The sequence below is a fragment of the Nitritalea sp. genome, assembly GCF_054166705.1.
The window spans coordinates 448,448-468,379 of the sequence record NZ_JBSZCV010000015.1; the positions used below are offsets into that span (position 1 = coordinate 448,448).

Consider the following 19,932-nt stretch of genomic DNA (forward strand, 5'->3'; position numbering starts at 1 on the left):
TTAGGTATTTTTGGACGTTGGCAAACAGGCTTTTATTTCCTGTAGCATGGCGGCTAAATCTTCGAGCGTAACCGGCTCCGTGGGCTTCTGCGGACTCGGCAGCTGCGTGCTGATATACGCCTTCGCCTCCCATATCTCCAGCACATCGCTGGCGGGAATTTCGTAGGGCTTATACTGCGGATTATCCGACACCAAATATAATTTGCCATTCTCTGGGATATAGTTGAACACCCGCTTGTACACGATGCCCTCCTGACCGGTGATGAGCACGTAGGTCTGCCCACTTTTGATCTCCTCTGGCCGCAAGACGTAGGCTCCGATTACTAAAGTGCCGGAAACCAGGGGCAGCATGCTGTCCCCACTCAGTTCGAAAGCGCGGTAGCTCAAGTCTTTTCTCAGATGCGGCAGTGAAAAATGGTGGAGCTCCCCCATATATTCGGGATCTGCATAGCCATTCAGGTAGCCAGCAGAAGCCTTCTGTGGGATCAGTGCGATGCGCTCCTCCTCTGTGCGATCCAGCGTCACGGCGAGCACCTGCAGCTGCTTTTCTTCTGCTACAGGACGCCGATCCTGCCGTAAATCCTCTTCAATTAAGCGATCCAGCCGCACCCGAAACTGCTTGGCGAGCTTTTGTAAACCAGCCAATTTCGGTTCCGAACGGCCATCTTCGTAGGCAGAGATCATGCTGCGCTGCACTCCGAGGAGCTCCGCCAGCTCCTGCTGGGTTAGCGCCTGCTGGGTACGTAAAAAGCGAATATTAGCTGCCAAATAACTCATGCCGTATACATATAAAAACAGTGATCATCAGTTGCATGCAGCGAAAGCGCATGTAGCCCCTTCTGACGCGTACTGCGGCGTAAAATTTCATCGATGATGGCAGAAATCGGCTTCGGTTCATCTAAAAGTAAATACCCATACCGCGGCCTCCGCGCATCATCGATGTAAAATTTCACCTGCTTTTTTCCTGACTTTAAGTTGCGCTGCTCTAAGCGAATGATCCCATGCTGTTCCATAGCTGCTCTCGGTTATCGGTTAAACTTGATGTTACTAATATAGTCAAGTTGATTTTAATAACCAAAATATGTTGATAAAACTGACGTTAAGTGTCAGGGCTTGTCAGTTTTTCTCTCTTCTGCTGGTTTTAGTGGAATTTTTTCACCTCTTCTGGTGCTGCGACCGTCGCCACATCGGCTTGCAGCTGCTGCGCATAGCGGTCGAGAAGCTCCAAGACACGTTCTTGTTTCGGGCTGCGCACGATGAGTCCTGCATGGTAGGCTAAAGGCACCTGAAAGCATACCTCCGGGGCATCGAAGGCACTCAGATCGGGCTGGGCATATTTGGACAGCGTCAGCACGATGCCGGCATATCCTTTTTTGGCCTTCGGCAAGGCGTAGGGCTTGCCTTTTGCGATCGCATCTTCGATCACGGCCCACTCTTCCCATAAGTTTATCTCCGTAGCCGCTTCCACCATTTCGGCTAAGTGCGCACCACCTACCCGCGAAGAGGTCTCCAGAAAATAAACTTGGCCATCGGCCTTATTCAAGATAAATTCCGTGTGTGCTGCCCCATTTTTCAGGCCAAAAGCCTTCAATACTGCCTTGTTGGCCGCCTTCAGGGCTTTATCTTCCTCAGAGCCGTAGCGGATATTTGCACTGCGGAAGATGCCTCCCCCCTGGGAGATTTCCATTGGCGTAGCCAAATAGCGGGAGCAACACACAAACTTCACCTGCCCGGCTACTAGCAAGCTATCCACATGGTAGACATCTCCGGGGCGGAATGCTTCCACCAGATACCGGATGCGATTTTCGCCTAGGCGATGCACTTCTTCCCACAGTTCCTCGGCGGTATGTACCTTGATAATGCCATTCGCGGATGCTTCCGAGCGAGGCTTTAGTACCCAAGGGCCCTGCACTTCTTCGACATAGCGGTTTATTTCGGCATCCACAAAAAGTGGGCTGAAGGCTGGAACGCGTATGCCCGCACTGTGCGCACGCATGCGCATGGCCAGCTTATCCCGGAAATAGCGCCCTGTGGTTTGACCCATGCCTGGAATGCGGAGATTTTCCCGCAGGTAGGTTGCCTTTTCCACATCATAATCGTCCAGCGCCACGATGGCATGAATCGGGCTGCGACGCATTAGGTCGGCCACGCCCAAGAGCAGATGTTCCATGTTCCAATCCAGATCTTGTCCGGGCATGTAAAAGGTTTCGGCGATGTGTTCATGAGGCCAGTCTGCCTCCCGTAATTTTTCGGAGGTAATCAGGTAAACGGTATTGCCGAGGCTGCTCAGCCGCTTCAGAAAGGCACTTCCTTTATAAAAATTAGAAATGCAGAGAAAAACGTGTTTATTTTCCATGGTCTACGTGGTTTTGGAGTAAATTAAAAAGCAGGTGGACGCCGAAGCCCGTTGCATGCTTGCTTTTCGCAAAAGCCGAGTCACCGAAGGCGGTTCCTGCGATGTCCAGGTGTGCCCACTTTTCATGTCCATCCGTAAAGGCCTGCAAAAATTTGGCGGCTGTGATGGCACCTGCGAAGGGCTTGCCATGATAGTTTTTGATGTCAGCGATGTCACTCTCCATTTCCTTCCCATAAAGTTCCCAGAGAGGAAGGGGCCAGACGCGCTCTCCTATGGACATACCCGCTTCCATCAGGCTATTCTCTAAGGTCTTGTCTGTAGAAAAAAGTGCGGCACATGCATAGCCGAAGGTCCCGACGCTGCTGCCGGTTAAGGTGGCCAGATCGATTAGAAGCTCCGGTTGAAAATGCTTTTGCATGTAATGGAGGCCATCGGCCAAAATCAAGCGCCCCTCCGCATCCGTGTCAATCACTTCGATGGTTTTACCCGAATAGCTTCCAATGACGTCCGAGGGTAAAAAGGCATGCGCGCCGATGGCATTTTCTACGCAGGGGAGGATGGCCGTTAGTCGGATCGGCAGCGCAGCAGCGGCCGCCGCCTCTAAAGCTCCGATCACGGCCGCAGCACCGCCCATATCGCATTTCATGTGGTGCATGCCGGCTGTTTTAATGTTGTAGCCCCCTGTATCGAAGGTCACGCCCTTCCCCACCAGACCCACATGGATGCGGGCATCGGGATGCACATAATCGGCGATGACGAAGGCAGGAGGACGTGCACTCCCTTGGCCTACGGCCAAAAAAGCGTCCAGTCCGATCTCTCTGGCCTGTGCGGCATCGAAGACCTTTACCTCGAAGCTGTACTGCTCTCCCAGCCGCTGCACCGTGTCGGCCAAAAAAGTGGGGGTAACCAGATGGGCGGGTTGATCGACCAACTCCATGCAGCGCTTCTGCCCTTGCCAAATGGCGGTACTCTGCTGCAGAATTTTGGCTGCCTGCGGTAGCTCTGGGGCTAAGAGGTCCAGGGTAATCTGGCTAAAGTCCACCTCATCGGCTTTGGTTTTTTTATAAAAGCCGAGGCGGTAGGTGCCCATCCAAAGCCCCAGCACGGCGGCCTGCAGGCTTTCTTCGCTATGGGTGTCATCTATAAAAAGGGCCACTGGCTCCTTAAAAAAGGCGCTTTGTTTCGCGGTTACCTTCCGGAAATGGCCTTTCATCTCTTCGAAATTCGCTTTTTCGGCGGGGCCCAAGCCCACAAGTAAAAAAAGCCTATCGCCCTGATGGAAGTGCCGGAGAGCGCCCGTCTCACCCGTAAAGAGTTTTTTCGGAATCGCCCCGCCGCCGAATTGCTCCGGAAGCTGTAGCCCGTCGGCTCGCTCGAAAAAGGGGAGCAGGATATGTGTAGCGGCGCTGCTACTTGAAATCTGAATCTGCATGCTTATGGTTTTGCGGTTGGGAAAAAGAGCCACTCAATGGCTTTCGGAAACTCATCGGACCAGTAGGTCTCGCTGTGCTTGCCCATTTCGTTTATGCTCAACTTGATGCGGAGGTTTTCCGCTGTATCACTTTGTTTTAAGAGTTTTTTCTTGAATTTTTTAACATGCTTGACCATGGTTTCACTTTCATCGCCACCTGCATACAGGTAGATGCGGGTTTCGGGCACCTCGAAAAAGTCCATAAAGCGGAAGCGCATCTTCGGGAGCACCCATAAAGATGGAGAAAAAATCATCAATTTGCCATACACTTCGGGGTACATCAAGCCAGAAAAAATGCTCACCAGCCCCCCCATGGAGCTGCCGCCAATGCCGGTATGCTCGCGATCCGGTAGGGTGCGGAAGTGTTTGTCCACGAAGGGTTTCAGCGTATCGGTCATAAAGCGAATGTACTGCTTGCCCTGCCCTTCGCCAAGAAGCGTCTTGCCCACATTGTACTCGATGATGCGTTCTTTTTCGGCATGCTCAATGGCGATGACGATCAGCTTTCCGATACCGTAGTAGGACATCACGGCGAGCTTCTTATCGATTTGCCAGTTGCCATAGGCAGCATTCTCATTAAACAGGTTTTGGGCATCCTGCAAGTAGAGCACAGGGTAGTGGGTATCTGTTTTATGATAGTCATGCGGCAGCAGTGCCCAGACTTTCCGTTTTTTATTCAGCTGGGGGATCTCGAACTCCTCCGAGATAAGATGCACCTGTGGCAAATGCTCCGGCTGAAAGGGCAGCCAGTTGCGCCTCCAGCGCGGCACATGTTCCTGGAGAATACCCCTGGGTTCGCTACACGACCTGTTCGGCGTCTTGTTGCCATAGCGATCGATTTCTACCTCTGACCAGTCGCCCTTGGTAAACTTAAACAGGAGCGGACTAGGCAGGGGGAAGCCCGCTGGAAAAGAATAGACATAAGCGCCCTCTGCTTCCTGCTGCATGCGGAAGCGTAGGTCCTGCGTCGCCCAGTCGTTAAAATTTCCTGCGATAAATACGGGACGTTCATCGTCTTCATCGGTTGTCAGCCGAATTACAAATCCCGTCTCCTCCACCTTGCTCACCTGCATCGCTTGCTGTTCCATAGGAGTTTACCAACGTACCGGCGACAGGCGCGCCTCAGGAGTTTTAATTTTAATAAAGGCCTCACCTTCTTTTGCATGGCAGGCATTACAGGCAGAGGTAAAGCTTTGGAAGCCTTTCAGAAAGGCTTCTTTATCTTCTCCAGCGATCAAAGCTTCCATCTCTGGAATCGTAACTTCCATAAAATCTTCTGCCGAGGCAGCACGCAGCGGACGGCGCTTTAGCCCTAGTTCGATCGCCTCTTCCAGGTGCTCCAGTTGGTGCTCAGCATATTCCCAGTTTTCATCCATACCCGCCCAGTACAGCTCGCTGTAGCGGTAGGACACTTCCACCATGGTGGTAGAGAAGCCTTGCAGCTGATCGGCTACCTCCTCGAATTTTTCCTCTGTGGTTCCGGAAAGCCAGCCATCTAAGCCTAGAGCGCTGGTTTTTTCTTCGGAGGAGGGATTGCCACAACTGGCGACGAGTAGGAGGGCGGCAGCACCGATGCTTTGCGTAAATTGCTTCATAGTTTTTACTGTTTATGTGTTTTTCAGTTGTAAGGTATGCACCGCTATCAGGGCGGCTGTTTCGGTGCGCAGGCGATAGGGGCCGAGTGCACAGGGCAGAAATCCGGCAGCCTTAGCGGCGGTAATTTCGCGGGCGGAAAAGTCCCCTTCCGGGCCGATTAGCACAAGGTAGTGCGCTTTTTTTGGGGCTAGCCCAAAGAGCCCATCCCGTTCCTGTTCGGATACATAGGCGATAAAGCGTGCATGGTCTTGAAAGCGGATATCTCCGAGTAGCGCATCGAAGGAAAGGCCCATTTCAAGCGTGGGCAGGTAAAATTTATGGCTCTGTTTAGCGGCGGCCAAAATCTTTTTCTCCAGCCGTTCCGCTTTCAAAAAGCTTTTCTCACTGTGCTCGGTTTGCATGAGGATGACATGGTCCACCCCCACTTCGGTCGCTTTTTCGAGGAACCATTCGATGCGGTCTTGGTTCTTCGTAGGGGCTAGGGCCAGGGTGATATGAAAGTCCGGCCGTTCCACCTGCTCCACTGCCAGCACCTCGAGCTCCGCCTGCTTAAAATGCGCCGTAGCGATGCGCGCCTGCGCCTTTAGGCCTTTGCCATCCGTGGCATAGACCACATCGCCGACCTGCTTGCGTAACACTTTAACCAGATGCTTAGACTCTTCTGCCGAAAGTGGCACGCGCTGCCCGGCTGTGATCGAATCAAAATAAAAAAGCTGCATAATGCTTATCCATCGATTTAGCTAAAGATACTTATTTCTGGTGAAAACTGCCGAAAAAAAGGCGGAATTTCCGCCTGTGTTAGTTGTGTGAACCTGGTTTTTCGCTGCGCAACTTATGCGTTTTCGGGTCGTACATACCTTCGAGGTCATCGATTTTCGAGCGTGACCATAGCTTGGTGCCCACGAAGTAAGAAGCCCTACCGATCATGTGTGCTCCCACCGGTGCGGTGAGCAGCATAAAGACGATAATAGCGATGGTGCGTGCGGTGATGGCGATGTCGTCGAAGTAGACGGCTGCTGCGAGGAGAATAAGGCCGATGCCTAGCGTGGCAGCTTTCGTGGTGACGGAGATGCGCAGGTAGATGTCCGGCATTTTCACCACTCCTACGGCGGCCAGAAAGATGAAGATGGCCCCCAGGCTGGCCAGTATCATGATCAGTATATCAGTCATTACGTTCTCTTTTTTCTAAGTAATAGGCGAAAGCCACTGTCCCTAAAAAGGCGATGAGTGCCATGATCATAGCGATATCGAGGAAGGTGGGTTGATTCGTACGGATGCTGTAAATGGCGATGATGCCAATGCCCGTGGTGAGCATTAAATCCAGGGCCACAACCCGGTCCGGCAGTTTGGGGCCGAGCAGGAAGCGCACAAACATGATCAGGACGGAGATCGCCAGGATCGGGAGGATGATATAATAGAGGTAGTCAGATAGATTCATCGCGTAATTTCTAAGAGTCTGCGTTCGAAACCATTTTTAATCTCTGCGATAAAGGTCTCGCGGTCTTTTACGTACATGGCATGTACGTAAAGCACCTTTTTGTCTTCGGACACATCCAGGCTCAGCGTGCCCGGGGTGAGTGTTATCAAATTAGCCAGCAGGGTAATTTCCAAGTCGGTTTTCGCGTCCAGCGGAATCTGTATAATGCCCGGCTCCATGTAATGTTTGGGGGTGATGACATCATAGGCCACTTGGATATTTGCCTTTATCAGCTCCTTTAGAAAGAAAAAGAAGAAGGCGATAATTTTCGGCCCACGCAGAAAGTAGGCATTTTCCTGTCGGTCTGTGCTCACGATCCAGAGCAGGCCGAAGGCCAAAAGGAAGCCAAACAGGAAATTTTCCACACTGAAGGTTCCGGTGATGGCCACCCAAATGAAGGAGAGGAGCAGGTTACTCAAAAATCGGTTCTTAATCATGTGTGTGCATCATTTAGTTCCTAAAACGGCTTGGATATAGCCAGAAGGCTCCATTAAATCGCTGGCGATACGTTCGGAGAGGAGTACGATGTGCTCCGCCATCAAGCCGATGTACAGCGAAACGGCTGCCAATACGATGACCGGAACGACCATGGCCACGCGCTTGATTGGCTTTAGTTCATAGAAATACTTCACGGCGATCTTTTTAGGCAGGTCTACCGCTTCTTTCCAGAAGACCTCTGACCAGACCTTTGCGATAGCAAAAAGGGTCAAAAAGCTTCCTAGCACGATCATGCCAGCCAACACATAAGAACCACTCAGGTAGCCGCCCTGAATGAGCCCGACCTTCGCCCAGAAGCCCGAAAGCGGTGGGATACCCACTAAGGAGAATAGAGGGATGGCCATGAGCAGGCTTAGCTTGGGATACTTCTTGTACATGCCTCCCAGCTTTTGGATGTTCAGCGTTCCGGTCAGTTTAAAGATAATGCCTGCCAGAAGGAAGAGGTTGGTCTTCACGACGATGTCATGCACCAGGTAAAATAAGGTACCCGAGAGGGCGAGTTCCGTATACATGGCCAGCCCTGCGATCAAGAAGCCGATATGGCAAATGATCAGGTAGGAGAAAATCTTGCGCATGTTGCTTTGGAGCAGCGCTCCTAATCCACCCGAAAGGATAGTGAGCCCGGCCATCACACTGAGTAAATCCGAAAGGAAGTCATCCGGTATAAAGATAAGCGTGAAGATGCGTAGCATGGCATAGACACCGACTTTTGTGAGCAGCCCTCCGAAGATGGCGGAAATGGCCGGTGGAGGGGTGTGGTAGGAGGCTGGAAGCCAAAAGTAGAGCGGGAAGACAGCGGATTTTATGCCAAAACCCACTAAGAATAGAATGGCGGTAACGTGTACGAGATTACGATTTTCGATCGCGGCCACCTGCCCGGCCAGATCAGCCATGTTTAGGGAGCCCGCCAGGCCGTATAAGATGGCGATGGCGGTCAAGAAGATGGCCGAGGCCAAAAGGTTCATCGTCACATACTTGATAGAACCTTCGATCTGCGCCTTTTCTCCGCCGATGGTGATCAAGACAAAGGAGGCGATGATGATAATTTCAAACCAGACGTATAGATTAAATATATCCCCCGTGAGAAAGGCGCCATTTAATCCCATGAGCAAGAAGTGCAAAATGGGCAGAAAGCCAAATTTCAGGCGTGCATTTCGGATGCTGCCCGTGGAGAAAACAGCCACAGCCAGCCCAGAAAGGGTGGTCAGCAGGACCATGGTGGCGCTGAGCAAGTCGGCCACAAAGGTGATCCCAAAGGGTGCAGCCCAGCTGCCTGCCTGCATGGTTTGGATGCCTTGACCATAGACCCGATAAAACAGATGGATGGCGATGCCCATGCTGATGAGAGAGCCGATGATGCTAATTAACCGCTGCGTGTTGACCTTCGCCCAGAAGAACAAAAGGATCACTGCGGTGAGCAGCTGGAAAAGTACAGGTAAAACGATGTAAGGATTAGTCATAAATCTCGTCCGTGGAATTTAAGGCGTCTAAGTCGTCGGTTTTCACCACTTTATAGGCGCGCTTCACCAAAATTATAGCAAAAGACTGGAGGCCGAAGGAAATCACGATGGCGGTCAAAATGAGCGCTTGGGGCACAGGGTCGGCATAGATGTCCTGAAAGACTTTTTCGGCGCTGTCGATAATCGGAGGCTTCCCTTTTACGATTCTTCCAAGAAGGAAAATCAGCATATTGGCTCCGTTTCCGAGCAGGATCAGGCCGATGATCATTTTCACCATACTGCGGCGCAGCATCATGTAGATGCCGGAGGCGTAGAGTAGGCCTATTAAGATGACAAGGATCAGTTCCATAGTGACTTATAAGGTTTCAGATATCGTGAAGATGATGGTAAGGGTCACGCCGATAACGACTAGGTAAACCCCCAAATCGAAGAAGAGCGCACTTCCCACCATGCCGATTACCGGGACAGGATTATCGAACCAAAGTCCCGTCATAAAGGAGTCACCGATAAATAGAGGCGAGGCGCCGGCGGCAATGGCCAGCAGCAGCCCCACAGGCATTAAAAAGCCTGGGTGCATTTTGATCAAGTGCTTGGTTTCTTCCAGTCCATTCGCGAAGGAGTGAATTACAAAGGCGATGCTGGCGATCAGCCCTCCCACAAAGCCCCCACCCGGGAGGTAGTGCCCTCGAAGCAGGATAAAGACAGAAAACAGCACCAGAAGCGGTAACAAATAACCAGAGGCAGTTTTAAATATTAATGTTTTCATAAACGATTAAGCTTATTCTTTTTCGATGCTTTTCAGGCGTAATTTTAGTAGGGAAAAAACCCCGATGGCAGCGATGGCAAGTACGATGATTTCTACCATCGTATCGAAGCCTCTGAAATCTACCAAGATGACATTGACGACGTTTTTACCCTTTGCCAGTACATAGGCATTATCGGCATAATAGGTAGAAGTTTCCCGATTCACCGGTTCATTAAGCACTTCTAGTGTCGTGAGTGCAATCAGCGTCCCAAAAAACAAAGCCAGAATTCCATCGCGCACCCGCAAGGCCTTGCTGGAGATGGTATTGTATTTAGGAAGATTGTAGATCACCAGGACGAAGAGAATTACCGTTAGCGTATCGATGCTGAACTGCGTCATGGCCAGGTCGGGTGCCGAGTAAAAGAGGAAAATCATACAGATCGAAAAACCCATCACTCCCAGTGAAGCCACGGCCACCAGGCGCGAGGTTGAAAATACTGCGAAGATGATCGAGACGAACATGACCACGGTGATGATCACTTCGTAGAGCGTCATTTCGGTGAGGTTTTCGGTGCTCACCACTAACTTAGCCCCTTCGAAGAGCCTCCAGGCGAGCAGGATCGTGAGGAAAACCATGATCGTAAGCAGGTAATTTCGTAGATAGCCGTTTTGGAAAAAGGTCGTCCAGCCCTTGGCCAGGCGCAGAAATCCTTTGCCGAAGGCCAAGACTAACTGCATGGGGGAGACCCCTTCGAACCGGGTGGCTTTCTGTAGCAAGCTGGCGGAGGGTTTCAGGATAAAATACAGGCCGGTACCTGTGGCTAGAGTGGCTAAACTCCAAACGAGCACCGTGTTAAAGCCATGCCATAGCTTCAGGTGGGCGCCCTCCGTACCGGGCAGCATGCTCGCCAGCACCGGGGAAACCAAGCTGTCCTCCAGCAGTCCGGGTGCCAGGCCGAAGAGTAGCCCTAGAGAGGCCAGCAGCAGGGGAGGTACCCACATCAGGGGACTGGGCAGGTGCACCTTTTCATAGGCCTGGGGCAGGGGACCTGCAAAGGGTTTTAGCCCTACCAGAAGCCCGGCGAATAGCAGGCAGGCATTGGTCAGGAAAGCCAGTCCCGTGAGTAGGGTGCCGAAGGAACCCAGATGTAAGGTCGCTTCATAAATGAGATCCTTACCGATAAAACCAAAGAAGGGAGGTGCGCCGGCATTCGAGAGTGCAGCTAGCAGGCCCGCTACAGCGACCGGGAACAGGACCTTGCGCAAGCCCCCTAAAGCGGAAACATCACGGGTGCCGGTTTCGTGATCGACGATACCAGTGATCAGGAATAGCGTGGCCTTATACAAGGCGTGAACTAAGATAAAGACACCAGCGGCCAGCAGCGCTTCTTCGGTGCCGAGCCCGATGAGGAAGACCAAAACACCAAGGGCGGAGATAGTGGAATAGGCCAGGATGCCTTTCATGTCCATACGGAAAAGCGCGTGGATGGCGGCATAGACCATGGTGATGGACCCGATGATGACCAGCGGCGTGTTCCAGTAGACATGGTCGCCGAGCACAGGGGTGAAGCGGGCCAACAAGTACACGCCGGCTTTTACCATGGTAGCTGAATGCAGATAGGTACTCACAGGGGTAGGGGCCTTCATGGCGCCGGGCAACCAAAAATGGAAGGGGAATTGAGCCGATTTGGTGCAGGCGCCCACGAGTAAAAGCGCTACCATCCAGCCGTACCAGGCATGGTCTCTTAAGCGTTCACTGGAGCTAATGAGCTCTTGGATACTGTAAGTTTCTCCTACTGCACCGATCAGCAAGACCCCTGCCAGGAGAAAAAGGCCACCCAAGCCCGTGATGCTCAGTGCTAAGCGCGCGGATGCCCGTGATTTGGGATCTTCATTATTAAAGCCGATCAGGAAAAAGGAGCTGATACTGGTCAGTTCCCAAAAAATGAATAAGGTGAGGATATTATCGCTGAGGACGAGTCCCAGCATGGCCGCCATAAACATGCTGAGATACCCATAAAATCGTTCTAAATAAGGATGTCCTTTTAAATAGGCTGCCGTGTAGAGAAACACCAGCGTGCCGATTCCTGTTATGAGGAGTGTAAAAAGTAGGGAAAGCCCATCCAGGTGGAAATCAAAGTTTATTCCCAGCGAAGGGACCCAGGAATAGCTCACCGTGTAGCCACTATCCAGGCTTACCTGTCCGATGAAGCTAGCAAAATAGCCTAGCAGTCCTAGAGGTAAAAGAGGGAATAGGAGAGCGCCCTTCTCGCGCAGGAAGCGGCTGAAAAGAGGTATCAGAGCGGCAACTAAAAAGCCCGCTAAAACAGCAAAGATCATAAGTGTACGGCGTTCAATCTTCGAAACGAAAGGCCTAAAGTACGCAAATTTTTAGAATTGCGGCGGTTTTAAGCAGAAGATGTACGTTATAGAATCGTTAAAATTATCGGGATTACTGTCTTATCGACAAAATTTATTAGATAAAAGTTTATTGACTTTTCATAATATTTAGGGAAACGGCGTCAATTAGCAGAAAATGAAGTGGATATGTTTTCGTCTCGTTTTTTGATGGACGGGGGCGCTTTTCTTTCTGTGTTTTCCAAACAAATTTCGGTTTATTCCGTGTTAATTAAGGAATACTTAAAAATATTCGATCATTTTTGCCTAAATTGTAATCACTACACAACAAACCTATTATGTCTACAATTTATCAAACCGAAGTCGCGAAGCGATTTACGATTTACAACAGTCTCTTTCTGGACTTACCGTTTAGCGACATTTACCGAACGGGAACTTTACTGCCCGTGCTAGCCACGCGCTGCAAGGAAGGCCTCGAAGCCGGCCAGACGCCGAAGATGATCATCCAGCAGTTCTTCGAAGAGCTTATGAAGGAGCGCAGCCAGCAGGAGCGCGAGCAGCTTTTATTTCATATGGTACAATACGTCGAGCGGCAGGTTGTCCTTTTCGATTCCATCGAGGATGCTGCCTTCGATAAAGTAAATGACCTCAAAGGAAAAGGGACCCTGTCTGCCCTAATTACCCGGGTGGATAATGACAACAAGCGCCAGGCGCTGATCGATAAATTGAACAATTTTTCCGTGCGGCTTACGCTGACCGCTCATCCGACGCAGTTTTACCCCGGTAATGTGCTCGGCATTATGACGGATATGGAGCAGGCCATCCGGACCAATGACTTGGGTGCTATCAACACACTGCTCCAGCAGCTGGGGAAGACGGGTTTTATAAACAGAGAGAAGCCGACGCCTTTTGATGAGGCGGTTAGTTTAATGTGGTACTTAGAGAACGTTTTTTATCCTTCGATAACAGATATTTTGACGCGTATGCTGCGTGCGCTGGATATTCCGCTGCATGAGTGGAAGAATACTGGCCTATTACGCATTGGGTTTTGGCCAGGAGGCGATCGGGATGGTAATCCTTACGTCACGCATGACATTACGCAGAAGGTGGCCGAACGCTTACATCGCTGGGTGCTTCGTAATTACTACCGCGATATTCGTAAGGTACGCCGGCGACTGACCTTTAAGGGGGTGGAGCACTTGTTGCTCACGATCGAGCGAAAGATTTACAGCACGCTGTTCGATGCTACGCCGGTGTATGTCCATGCGGAGGAGTTGATAGAGGAGCTTTTGGCGGTACGCCAAATCGTTATGGAGCAGCATGAGGGCCTCTTCGTGGAGCATCTGGACGAATTTATTCTGAAAGTGCGGGTATTTGGCTTTCACTTTGCGACCATGGACGTGCGGCAGGACAGTCGTAAGCATGATGGGCTCTGGCAGGAGATTATCGGTCTGCAGCTGGGGGAAGAGACATTAGCTGCCTATCAGGCGGGAACGGAAGCGGAAAAGCTGGCCATCGTACGAGAGGTGGACAGCCTGCCGGCCATCGAGCAGCTGCAAGACCCTTTTCATCAGGAAATGCTAGCATGTTTCGATGCGATCGCCTATGTGCAGGACTTTAATGGCGAATCTGGCTTGCATCGTTATATCATCTCGAATTGCCAGTCTTTGTTGCATATCATGCAGGTGTTTTATTTAGCCAAGCTGACGCTTTGTAAAGGAGGCAAGCCGCTTACCTTAGATATCGTTCCCTTATTCGAGACCATCGATGACCTACGAAATGCTCCTGGTATCATGCAGACGATTTACTCGGACTCTGTTTACGCGGCTCATTTGCGCGAGCGCAATAAAAAACAAACCATCATGCTGGGCTTTTCGGATGGTACCAAAGATGGGGGGTACATTAAGGCCAACTGGGCTATTCTTCGAGCGAAGGAAGAGTTGACGGCCATCTCGCGGCAGGAGGAAATTGCCGTTGTTTTCTTCGACGGTAGGGGAGGACCTCCCGCGCGTGGTGGGGGTAATATGCATAACTTTTATGCTTCCCTCGGCAAGCGTGTTGAAAATCGAGAGATTCAAGTGACGATTCAGGGGCAGACGATTTCGGCGAACTACGGAAAGATAGCCTCTTGTACGTATAATTTGGAGCAGCTGCTCTGCGCTGGGGTGGAGGCAGACTTATACCCAAGTGATGAGAAATGCCTGAATGAGGAACAGCGCGCGCTTATCGATGAGCTTGCTGATGTAGGGTATGCACATTATAAAGAGTTTAAAAAGCATCCCATGTTTGTGCCTTACCTCGAGCATGTGACTCCTTTAAAATATTTTGGGAAGACGAATGTGGGTTCGCGTCCGCTGAAAAGAGGGCAGGGAGGTGGCCTGAAGTTCGAAGACCTACGCGCCATTCCTTTTGTGGGGAGCTGGTCGCAGATGAAGCAAAATATTCCCGGGTTTTATGGGGTAGGAAAGGCATTGGAAGCTTGTAGGGCTTCTGGCAAGTGGGAAGAGGTGAAAAAGCTATATCGGGATAGCTTGTTTTTCCGATCCCTGATGGGGAACTCCATGCAGTCACTGGCCAAATCCTATTATCCGGCTACGGCTTACCTCAAGGAACATCCGGAGTATGGCCCTTTTTGGGAGTTAATGAAGACCGAATACGAGCGCACGGTGGAGCAGCTGACGGCTTTAGCGGATATGGAAAGCTTGCTAGAGGATGCACCCGTATCGAAGCAGTCGATTCGCATTCGCGAGCGCATCGTGCTGCCACTGATAACGATCCAACAGTATGCCATCCAGAGTATGCTGGAATCTGGAGAGGAAGACCCTGTCCTGCAGAAGTTGATCTTACGCACCATGTTTGGAATTATAAATGCAGCACGAAATGCAGCTTAGACCTAGCTGAGCTTCTTGCTTTTTGGCCCCGCTTGAGATAGGCGGGGCTTTATTTTTGCGGCGGATGCCGCAGATGCAGGAGGCAAATGTGCCCAAGAACCTGTATCTTGGGCAACATGAAAGATACGGTTAATCGGATTAAAAGCTTTTGGCTGTCGGATATCAGCTTCGTCGTTTTATTGGTGTTACTGCTCCTGTTTTGTTTCATCGTGCCCATCTTCCTCGCCAGCAACCTCCTAGGGGAAATCGGCTTTAATGTATTACTGCTCGGGCTTTTCATGCTCAGTGTACTTTCTGCTTATAACGTTCAGATGCGTATCTTTGCCATTTTGCTTTTGGTGGCTCATGTTACGCTAAAGGTCATTCGTTTTTCCGATGGTCCGCTGTCTTTCGCGCTGGTAGAGCGCATCGTCGGTGTGGCCAATTTGCTCTTGTTTATCTTTTTAAATATTCGCCTGCTCTTTCGTGATCATGAAGCGAATGCCTACCGCATCATCGGGGCAGTGAATGTGTATCTTTTGTTAGGCATGTTCGGTGCTTTTACTTTGGAGATTTTTGCTTTAACCCATGGGCAAGTCTTGCAGGGGGAGGTGAATTTTCAAGAGAGCGATCTGGATTTCGGTATTTATATCTACTACAGTATTGTTTCGCTGAGTACGGTGGGCTATGGGGATATCGTCCCCTCACATATTAGCGCTAAGATGCTTTCCAGCTTCCTGTCTACGGTGGGGATTTTATATCCGGCAGTGGTAATCGCCCAGCTGGTTTCTTTAAATGTGAGTAGAAAAGTGGACAGTTAATGGAAGCTCAGGATTTCCCTTTGGCCCCTGGGCCAAAAGCACCTGCCGGCGACCCTTTTCTTTTCAATCTGCTGCCTATTTTTCAGAAACCGCTAAACCTAAATATTCACCTCAAATAAAATTCAGGAGCGGAATGCTGGGGCTTTTCCTAATTTAGTGCAGACTAAATGTAAAGCTATGTTCAAACGATTTACGCCCCTGCTGGCGGTTGCTCTGTTTTTAGCAGGTACCGTGCTGGCGCAAGAAAAACGTGAAATTAAAGTAGAGTCTGCCGTGGAAACGAGCGGAGAGGTGACCATTAATGGCAAACGGGTACCGTATAAGGCCACGGCGGGCACCATGCCGGTATGGAATGATGCGGGAGATCCGATCGCTTCTCTTTTTTACACCTACTATGAGCGCAGCGATGTGACCGATAAGTCGGAGCGTCCCATCGTCTTTTCTTTTAACGGGGGGCCAGGCTCTGGTTCCTTGTGGATGCACCTGGCGTACACAGGCCCTTATGTGCTAAATATCGATGACGAAGGCTATCCGCTTCAGCCCTACGGCGTTAAGAAAAACCCACATTCGATTTTAGATGTCGCCGATATCATTTTTGTGGATCCTGTGAATACGGGCTACAGCCGTATCGTGGACAAAGACACCCCGCGCAGCACCTTTTTCGGTGTAAATGCAGACATTCGGTACTTAGCAGACTGGGTAAAATCTTTCGTCACGCGCCAAAACCGCTGGCAGTCGCCCAAGTACCTGATCGGCGAAAGCTACGGGACTACCCGTGTTTCGGGCTTGGCCTATGCACTCCAAAATTCGCACTGGATGTACCTAAATGGGGTGATCTTGGTTTCGCCTACTGGCTTAGGCTTGGATAGAAGTGGTGCGGTGATGCAGGCCAACTACCTGCCCTATTATGCGGCTACGGCTTGGTATCATGAAGCCTTAAGTCCTGAATTGCAGGCAAAAGACTTGGAGGCGGATATCCTTCCTGAGGTGGAGGCGTACACCTTAGATGTGGTGCTTCCGGCTATCGCCAAAGGGGGCTCCCTGCCGGCAGCGGAACGCGAGAAAATAGCTGAGAAAATGGCTTATTATTCGGGGTTGAGCAAGGAAGCTATCTTGCAGCATGCCTTAGCTGTGCCTACGAGCTTCTACTGGAAGGAACTCCTGCGTGATAGGGGCTTGACCGTGGGCCGCTTGGATAGCCGTTATCGCGGTGTGGATCGTACAGATGCCGGACAGGCCTACGATTATGATCCCGCCTTAACGGCCTGGAATCATGCCTTCAGCCCGGCCATGAACTACTATGCGAAGAATATCTTAAAATACGACACGGATCTGACCTATTATCTTTTCGGTCCGGTGAACCCTTGGGACCGTAGTGGGGATAATACCGGCATGCAGCTGGCTCAAGCGATGCTCCAAAATCCTTATTTGCACGTCATGACCCAGAGCGGGTATTATGACGGTGGCACGGATTATTTTAATGCGAAATACAACCACTGGGCGATGGACCCGGCGGGCAAGTTGCAGGATCGTCTTTCCTTTAAAGGGTACCGTAGTGGTCACATGATGTACTTGCGTGCGGAAGACCTGAAAAATGCGAATGACGATGTGCGTGATTTCATCCGCAATACCATTCCAGCGAAGGATGCACCTGCGAAATACTGGTAGAAAGTAGCTTTTTAGGCAGCGCCAGTTTGAGGGCTTTCGGCTGCTATCACCCTCTCTGTCAGAAGAACTGGCGGGGAGGGTGTTTTTTTTTGCCTTTAGGCCAAAGCCCCCGGCTTCCCCTTCCTATAAGAGTGCCTGCTGTCCATGGCGAGGCAGCTTGGCAGTGCTTTTTTTCTCCCGAGGTCTGGGGAGCATTTAATAACCTTTAACGCCTGAAATTACGTATGCAAGGATAAAAGCGTAATTTTACAGCGTGAAACACCTTTTACTCCCGCTTCTTATCTCTTTAGTTCTAGCCTGTCTTTCGACTGCGCAGCTCCATGCCCAGACCATTTCGGGGAACATCGTGGACGCTATGGATCGCAGCTACATGGAGGGGGTGACGGTGGTTAATCTCACCCGAGGGGATTCTACCCAGACGAATGCCCGCGGATATTTCCGCCTGAAAGGGGAAAAGGGCGATGTGATCGCCTGGTCGATGCCCAACTGGATTCCGCGGGAGATGGTCATAGGAGATGAAAGGCACTTGCTTTTAGAAATAGCGCTGAATGCGAGAACCCTGCCGACATTCGATGTGTATGGAGATTACTTTAAGTTCAACATGGACTACGAGTTTCAGCCCATGATGCGGGGGCTGTCCGATCGCCCGGCAGGGCCAGGGAAAATTTACTCAGGCTTGGCCGATAACCCTGGTCTGATGCCGGGGCTGACGATAGATGGGCCGATCTCTTATTTTATGAAAAGTGAGCGCTACAAGCGGCAGTACCGGCGTAAGATGGAGTTTCGTGCACGCCAGCAGCCATACCTGGATTTAATTCAGTCTGACTCCGTGCGTAATCGGCTCATCTTAGAATTTAACCTGAGTGAAAAGGAATACGATAGCCTGGTGGTGGAATTCAACTGGGAAAACCGCAGCCATCAATTTACCGATATGCCGCGTGAGGCCGTTAGCCGCATGCTATATGATTTTTTCCGCGCCTATGCTTGGCGCAGGCAGTACGATCCGCCCCGCCGCGGCAGACCCTGATCCCTTCTCTAAAAGGGGAAGAAAATAGGAGGGCTTTTTTAGGCCCATTCCTTAAGCTTTCCGTTTAAAAGACCAGGTGACATCAAACTTGGCCACTTCCTGTCCTTCGGGGTTTAAACCTCTGCTTACGGTGGTGATGGTTCCGGATTCTCCTATTTGCAGGCTGTCCACCAGTTGGGCTACCTCCTCTCCTTGCGCACAGGTAAAACGAATGCGGGCATCTGCTTTTTTGTAGTATGCGGCGCGAAAATCTACCACCAGCATGCTGAACTTGCCTTTGCCCGCCAGGGCGAGCTGACAGAGAGCTCCCGTGCTTAATTCTGCAGCTCCAGCCAGTGCGGCAAAATAAATGCTCTTAAAGGGGTTTTGTGTCCTCCAGGTGAAGGGAATGCTGACTACGCACTGCTCCCCGTCGAGTTCTTCGATCTTAAGTTTCCAAAAAAGTGCAGAGGGGAGCTTACTGAGCATGGCCACTTTAAAAATGAGAGGGGAGGTCATTTTTTTTCGGTAGGACAGTGCTGCGGGGTTTAATTCTCGGTGTGCGGGGGTGATTTTTTCTGCCATGACGTTTCGATCGTAGTTTAACTCCTTATCTTTGTATATACTAAAGATACTGAAAAATAGCATTCGAGTTTCATCGTGGCACTTTTTTTGGGTGCTACTAGTAAAAATCAACCACCATGTACAAGAAAATTTTACTCTTTTTAATGCTCGGCGTCTTCGCTTATGCCTGTGCGAAGGTGCCTTTAACCGGACGTCGGCAGCTGGCAGCCATTCCGAATTCGGAGATTTTACCCATGTCTTTCGAGCAGTATAATCAAGTTAAGCAGGGAGAGCGTCTCGTCACTAACACCGAACAGGGCCAGATGGTCGTACGTGTCGGCAATCGCATGGCGAAAGCCGTGGAGCAATACTTGATCGAGCAGGGCTTCGAAAATGAGTTAAAAGGTTTCGAGTGGGAGTTCCACTTGATCGAAAGTGATCAGATAAATGCTTGGTGTATGCCTGGAGGCAAAGTGGCCTTTTATACAGGTATCTTGCCTATCTGCCGCGATGAGGCGGGGGTAGCTGTCGTGATGGGCCATGAGATCGCTCATGCAGTCGCTAGCCACGGTCGTGAGCGCATGTCTAATGCTTTGGCCATTAATGGACTGGTAGGTGGCATTTCCGTCGCGATGGGGGAGCGCCCGAATTTGACACAGAATTTATTCTTGCAGTCTGTTGGCTATGCGGGTGAGCTAGGCATGCTGCGATTTTCACGTCGCCATGAGCTAGAGGCGGATAAGCTTGGCTTGACCTTTATGGCGCTGGCGGGATATGATCCGCGTGAGGCTCCCGTATTTTGGGAACGTATGGATCAGGCAACAGCCAGTGGAGGACGTCCACCGGAGTTTTTGTCTACCCACCCTGGGCCAGACCGTCGTATCGATCAGCTCAACAAAGAGATGAGTAAGGCTATGGAATATTACACCAGAAGCCAGCAGTAAGAGGTCGCTGGTTTAACTTGGGACTACCCAAATAAAGGGAAAGTGAAAAAAGGCGTAACTTGGATGCTACGCCTTTTTTGTTCTGTCTGCTTCGAGCT

Annotated in this window: 20 protein-coding genes; 5 read left to right on the plus strand and 15 right to left on the minus strand. The window is 50.8% G+C overall.

Annotated features, from left to right (window positions below; genetic code table 11):
• From ACXIT9_RS11865 to ACXIT9_RS11930, 14 genes are all read right to left on the minus strand, one after another.
• Positions 1 to 777 carry an XRE family transcriptional regulator gene (locus ACXIT9_RS11865; RefSeq protein WP_458056445.1) on the minus strand — a complete coding sequence of 259 codons (777 nt, stop codon included), beginning with the start codon at positions 775 to 777 and terminating at the stop codon, positions 1 to 3.
• Positions 774 to 1,013: a hypothetical protein gene (locus tag ACXIT9_RS11870; RefSeq protein ID WP_458056446.1), complete on the minus strand. Its 240-nt coding sequence runs from the start codon at positions 1,011 to 1,013 to the stop codon at positions 774 to 776. Before ACXIT9_RS11870 ends, ACXIT9_RS11865 begins: the two co-directional genes overlap by 4 nt.
• Before the next feature lie 128 nt (positions 1,014 to 1,141).
• Positions 1,142 to 2,356, minus strand: a complete 1,215-nt coding sequence (locus tag ACXIT9_RS11875; RefSeq protein WP_458056447.1) for an ATP-grasp domain-containing protein — start codon at positions 2,354 to 2,356, stop codon at positions 1,142 to 1,144.
• On the minus strand, positions 2,346 to 3,788 hold the full coding sequence (locus tag ACXIT9_RS11880) for a leucyl aminopeptidase family protein (protein ID WP_458056448.1): 1,443 nt from the start codon (positions 3,786 to 3,788) through the stop codon (positions 2,346 to 2,348). The genes ACXIT9_RS11875 and ACXIT9_RS11880 overlap by 11 nt, the downstream gene beginning before the upstream one ends.
• 2 nt (positions 3,789 to 3,790) lie before the next feature.
• Positions 3,791 to 4,915: an alpha/beta hydrolase gene (locus ACXIT9_RS11885; RefSeq protein ID WP_458056449.1), complete on the minus strand. Its 1,125-nt coding sequence runs from the start codon at positions 4,913 to 4,915 to the stop codon at positions 3,791 to 3,793.
• A 6-nt stretch (positions 4,916 to 4,921) separates the two neighbouring features.
• On the minus strand, positions 4,922 to 5,422 hold the full coding sequence (locus tag ACXIT9_RS11890; protein ID WP_458056450.1) for a hypothetical protein: 501 nt from the start codon (positions 5,420 to 5,422) through the stop codon (positions 4,922 to 4,924).
• Between the two features lie 12 nt (positions 5,423 to 5,434).
• Positions 5,435 to 6,142, minus strand: coding sequence for an RsmE family RNA methyltransferase (locus ACXIT9_RS11895; RefSeq protein WP_458056451.1), 708 nt, complete (start codon positions 6,140 to 6,142; stop codon positions 5,435 to 5,437).
• A gap of 79 nt (positions 6,143 to 6,221) precedes the next feature.
• The gene (gene mnhG, locus ACXIT9_RS11900) at positions 6,222 to 6,593 is read right to left on the minus strand and encodes a monovalent cation/H(+) antiporter subunit G (RefSeq protein ID WP_458056452.1); all 372 of its coding nucleotides are present in this window, start codon (positions 6,591 to 6,593) and stop codon (positions 6,222 to 6,224) included.
• Positions 6,586 to 6,861, minus strand: coding sequence for a cation:proton antiporter (locus ACXIT9_RS11905; protein WP_458056453.1), 276 nt, complete (start codon positions 6,859 to 6,861; stop codon positions 6,586 to 6,588). Before ACXIT9_RS11905 ends, mnhG begins: the two co-directional genes overlap by 8 nt.
• Complete coding sequence (locus tag ACXIT9_RS11910) at positions 6,858 to 7,337, minus strand: Na+/H+ antiporter subunit E (RefSeq protein ID WP_458056454.1); 480 nt, start codon at positions 7,335 to 7,337, stop codon at positions 6,858 to 6,860. The genes ACXIT9_RS11905 and ACXIT9_RS11910 overlap by 4 nt, the downstream gene beginning before the upstream one ends.
• A 9-nt stretch (positions 7,338 to 7,346) precedes the next feature.
• Positions 7,347 to 8,858 carry a proton-conducting transporter transmembrane domain-containing protein gene (locus ACXIT9_RS11915; RefSeq protein ID WP_458056455.1) on the minus strand — a complete coding sequence of 504 codons (1,512 nt, stop codon included), beginning with the start codon at positions 8,856 to 8,858 and terminating at the stop codon, positions 7,347 to 7,349.
• Complete coding sequence (locus ACXIT9_RS11920; RefSeq protein WP_009053755.1) at positions 8,851 to 9,207, minus strand: Na+/H+ antiporter subunit C; 357 nt, start codon at positions 9,205 to 9,207, stop codon at positions 8,851 to 8,853. The genes ACXIT9_RS11915 and ACXIT9_RS11920 overlap by 8 nt, the downstream gene beginning before the upstream one ends.
• A gap of 6 nt (positions 9,208 to 9,213) precedes the next feature.
• Complete coding sequence (locus ACXIT9_RS11925) at positions 9,214 to 9,624, minus strand: Na+/H+ antiporter subunit B (RefSeq protein ID WP_458056456.1); 411 nt, start codon at positions 9,622 to 9,624, stop codon at positions 9,214 to 9,216.
• Between the two features lie 12 nt (positions 9,625 to 9,636).
• Positions 9,637 to 11,943 carry a putative monovalent cation/H+ antiporter subunit A gene (locus ACXIT9_RS11930; RefSeq protein ID WP_458056457.1) on the minus strand — a complete coding sequence of 769 codons (2,307 nt, stop codon included), beginning with the start codon at positions 11,941 to 11,943 and terminating at the stop codon, positions 9,637 to 9,639.
• Between the two features lie 356 nt (positions 11,944 to 12,299).
• On the opposite strand from ACXIT9_RS11930, the gene ACXIT9_RS11935 reads away from it, so the two are divergent.
• The 4 genes from ACXIT9_RS11935 (at position 12,300) to ACXIT9_RS11950 (ending at position 18,347) form a co-directional block, all read left to right on the plus strand.
• A complete protein-coding gene (locus tag ACXIT9_RS11935; protein WP_458056458.1) occupies positions 12,300 to 14,852 on the plus strand; it encodes a phosphoenolpyruvate carboxylase in 2,553 nt (850 codons plus the stop codon).
• A gap of 116 nt (positions 14,853 to 14,968) precedes the next feature.
• The gene (locus tag ACXIT9_RS11940; RefSeq protein WP_458056459.1) at positions 14,969 to 15,652 is read left to right on the plus strand and encodes a potassium channel family protein; all 684 of its coding nucleotides are present in this window, start codon (positions 14,969 to 14,971) and stop codon (positions 15,650 to 15,652) included.
• Positions 15,653 to 15,829: 177 nt separating this feature from the next.
• Positions 15,830 to 17,320, plus strand: coding sequence for a S10 family peptidase (locus ACXIT9_RS11945; protein WP_458056460.1), 1,491 nt, complete (start codon positions 15,830 to 15,832; stop codon positions 17,318 to 17,320).
• Positions 17,321 to 17,573: 253 nt separating this feature from the next.
• Complete coding sequence (locus ACXIT9_RS11950; RefSeq protein WP_458056461.1) at positions 17,574 to 18,347, plus strand: hypothetical protein; 774 nt, start codon at positions 17,574 to 17,576, stop codon at positions 18,345 to 18,347.
• A gap of 51 nt (positions 18,348 to 18,398) precedes the next feature.
• Here ACXIT9_RS11950 and ACXIT9_RS11955 read toward each other — a convergent pair whose 3' ends face one another.
• A complete protein-coding gene (locus ACXIT9_RS11955; RefSeq protein ID WP_458056462.1) occupies positions 18,399 to 18,911 on the minus strand; it encodes a DUF4442 domain-containing protein in 513 nt (170 codons plus the stop codon).
• A 116-nt stretch (positions 18,912 to 19,027) separates the two neighbouring features.
• On the opposite strand from ACXIT9_RS11955, the gene ACXIT9_RS11960 reads away from it, so the two are divergent.
• Positions 19,028 to 19,834, plus strand: a complete 807-nt coding sequence (locus ACXIT9_RS11960) for a M48 family metallopeptidase (protein ID WP_458056463.1) — start codon at positions 19,028 to 19,030, stop codon at positions 19,832 to 19,834.
• Positions 19,835 to 19,932 lie beyond the last annotated feature (98 nt).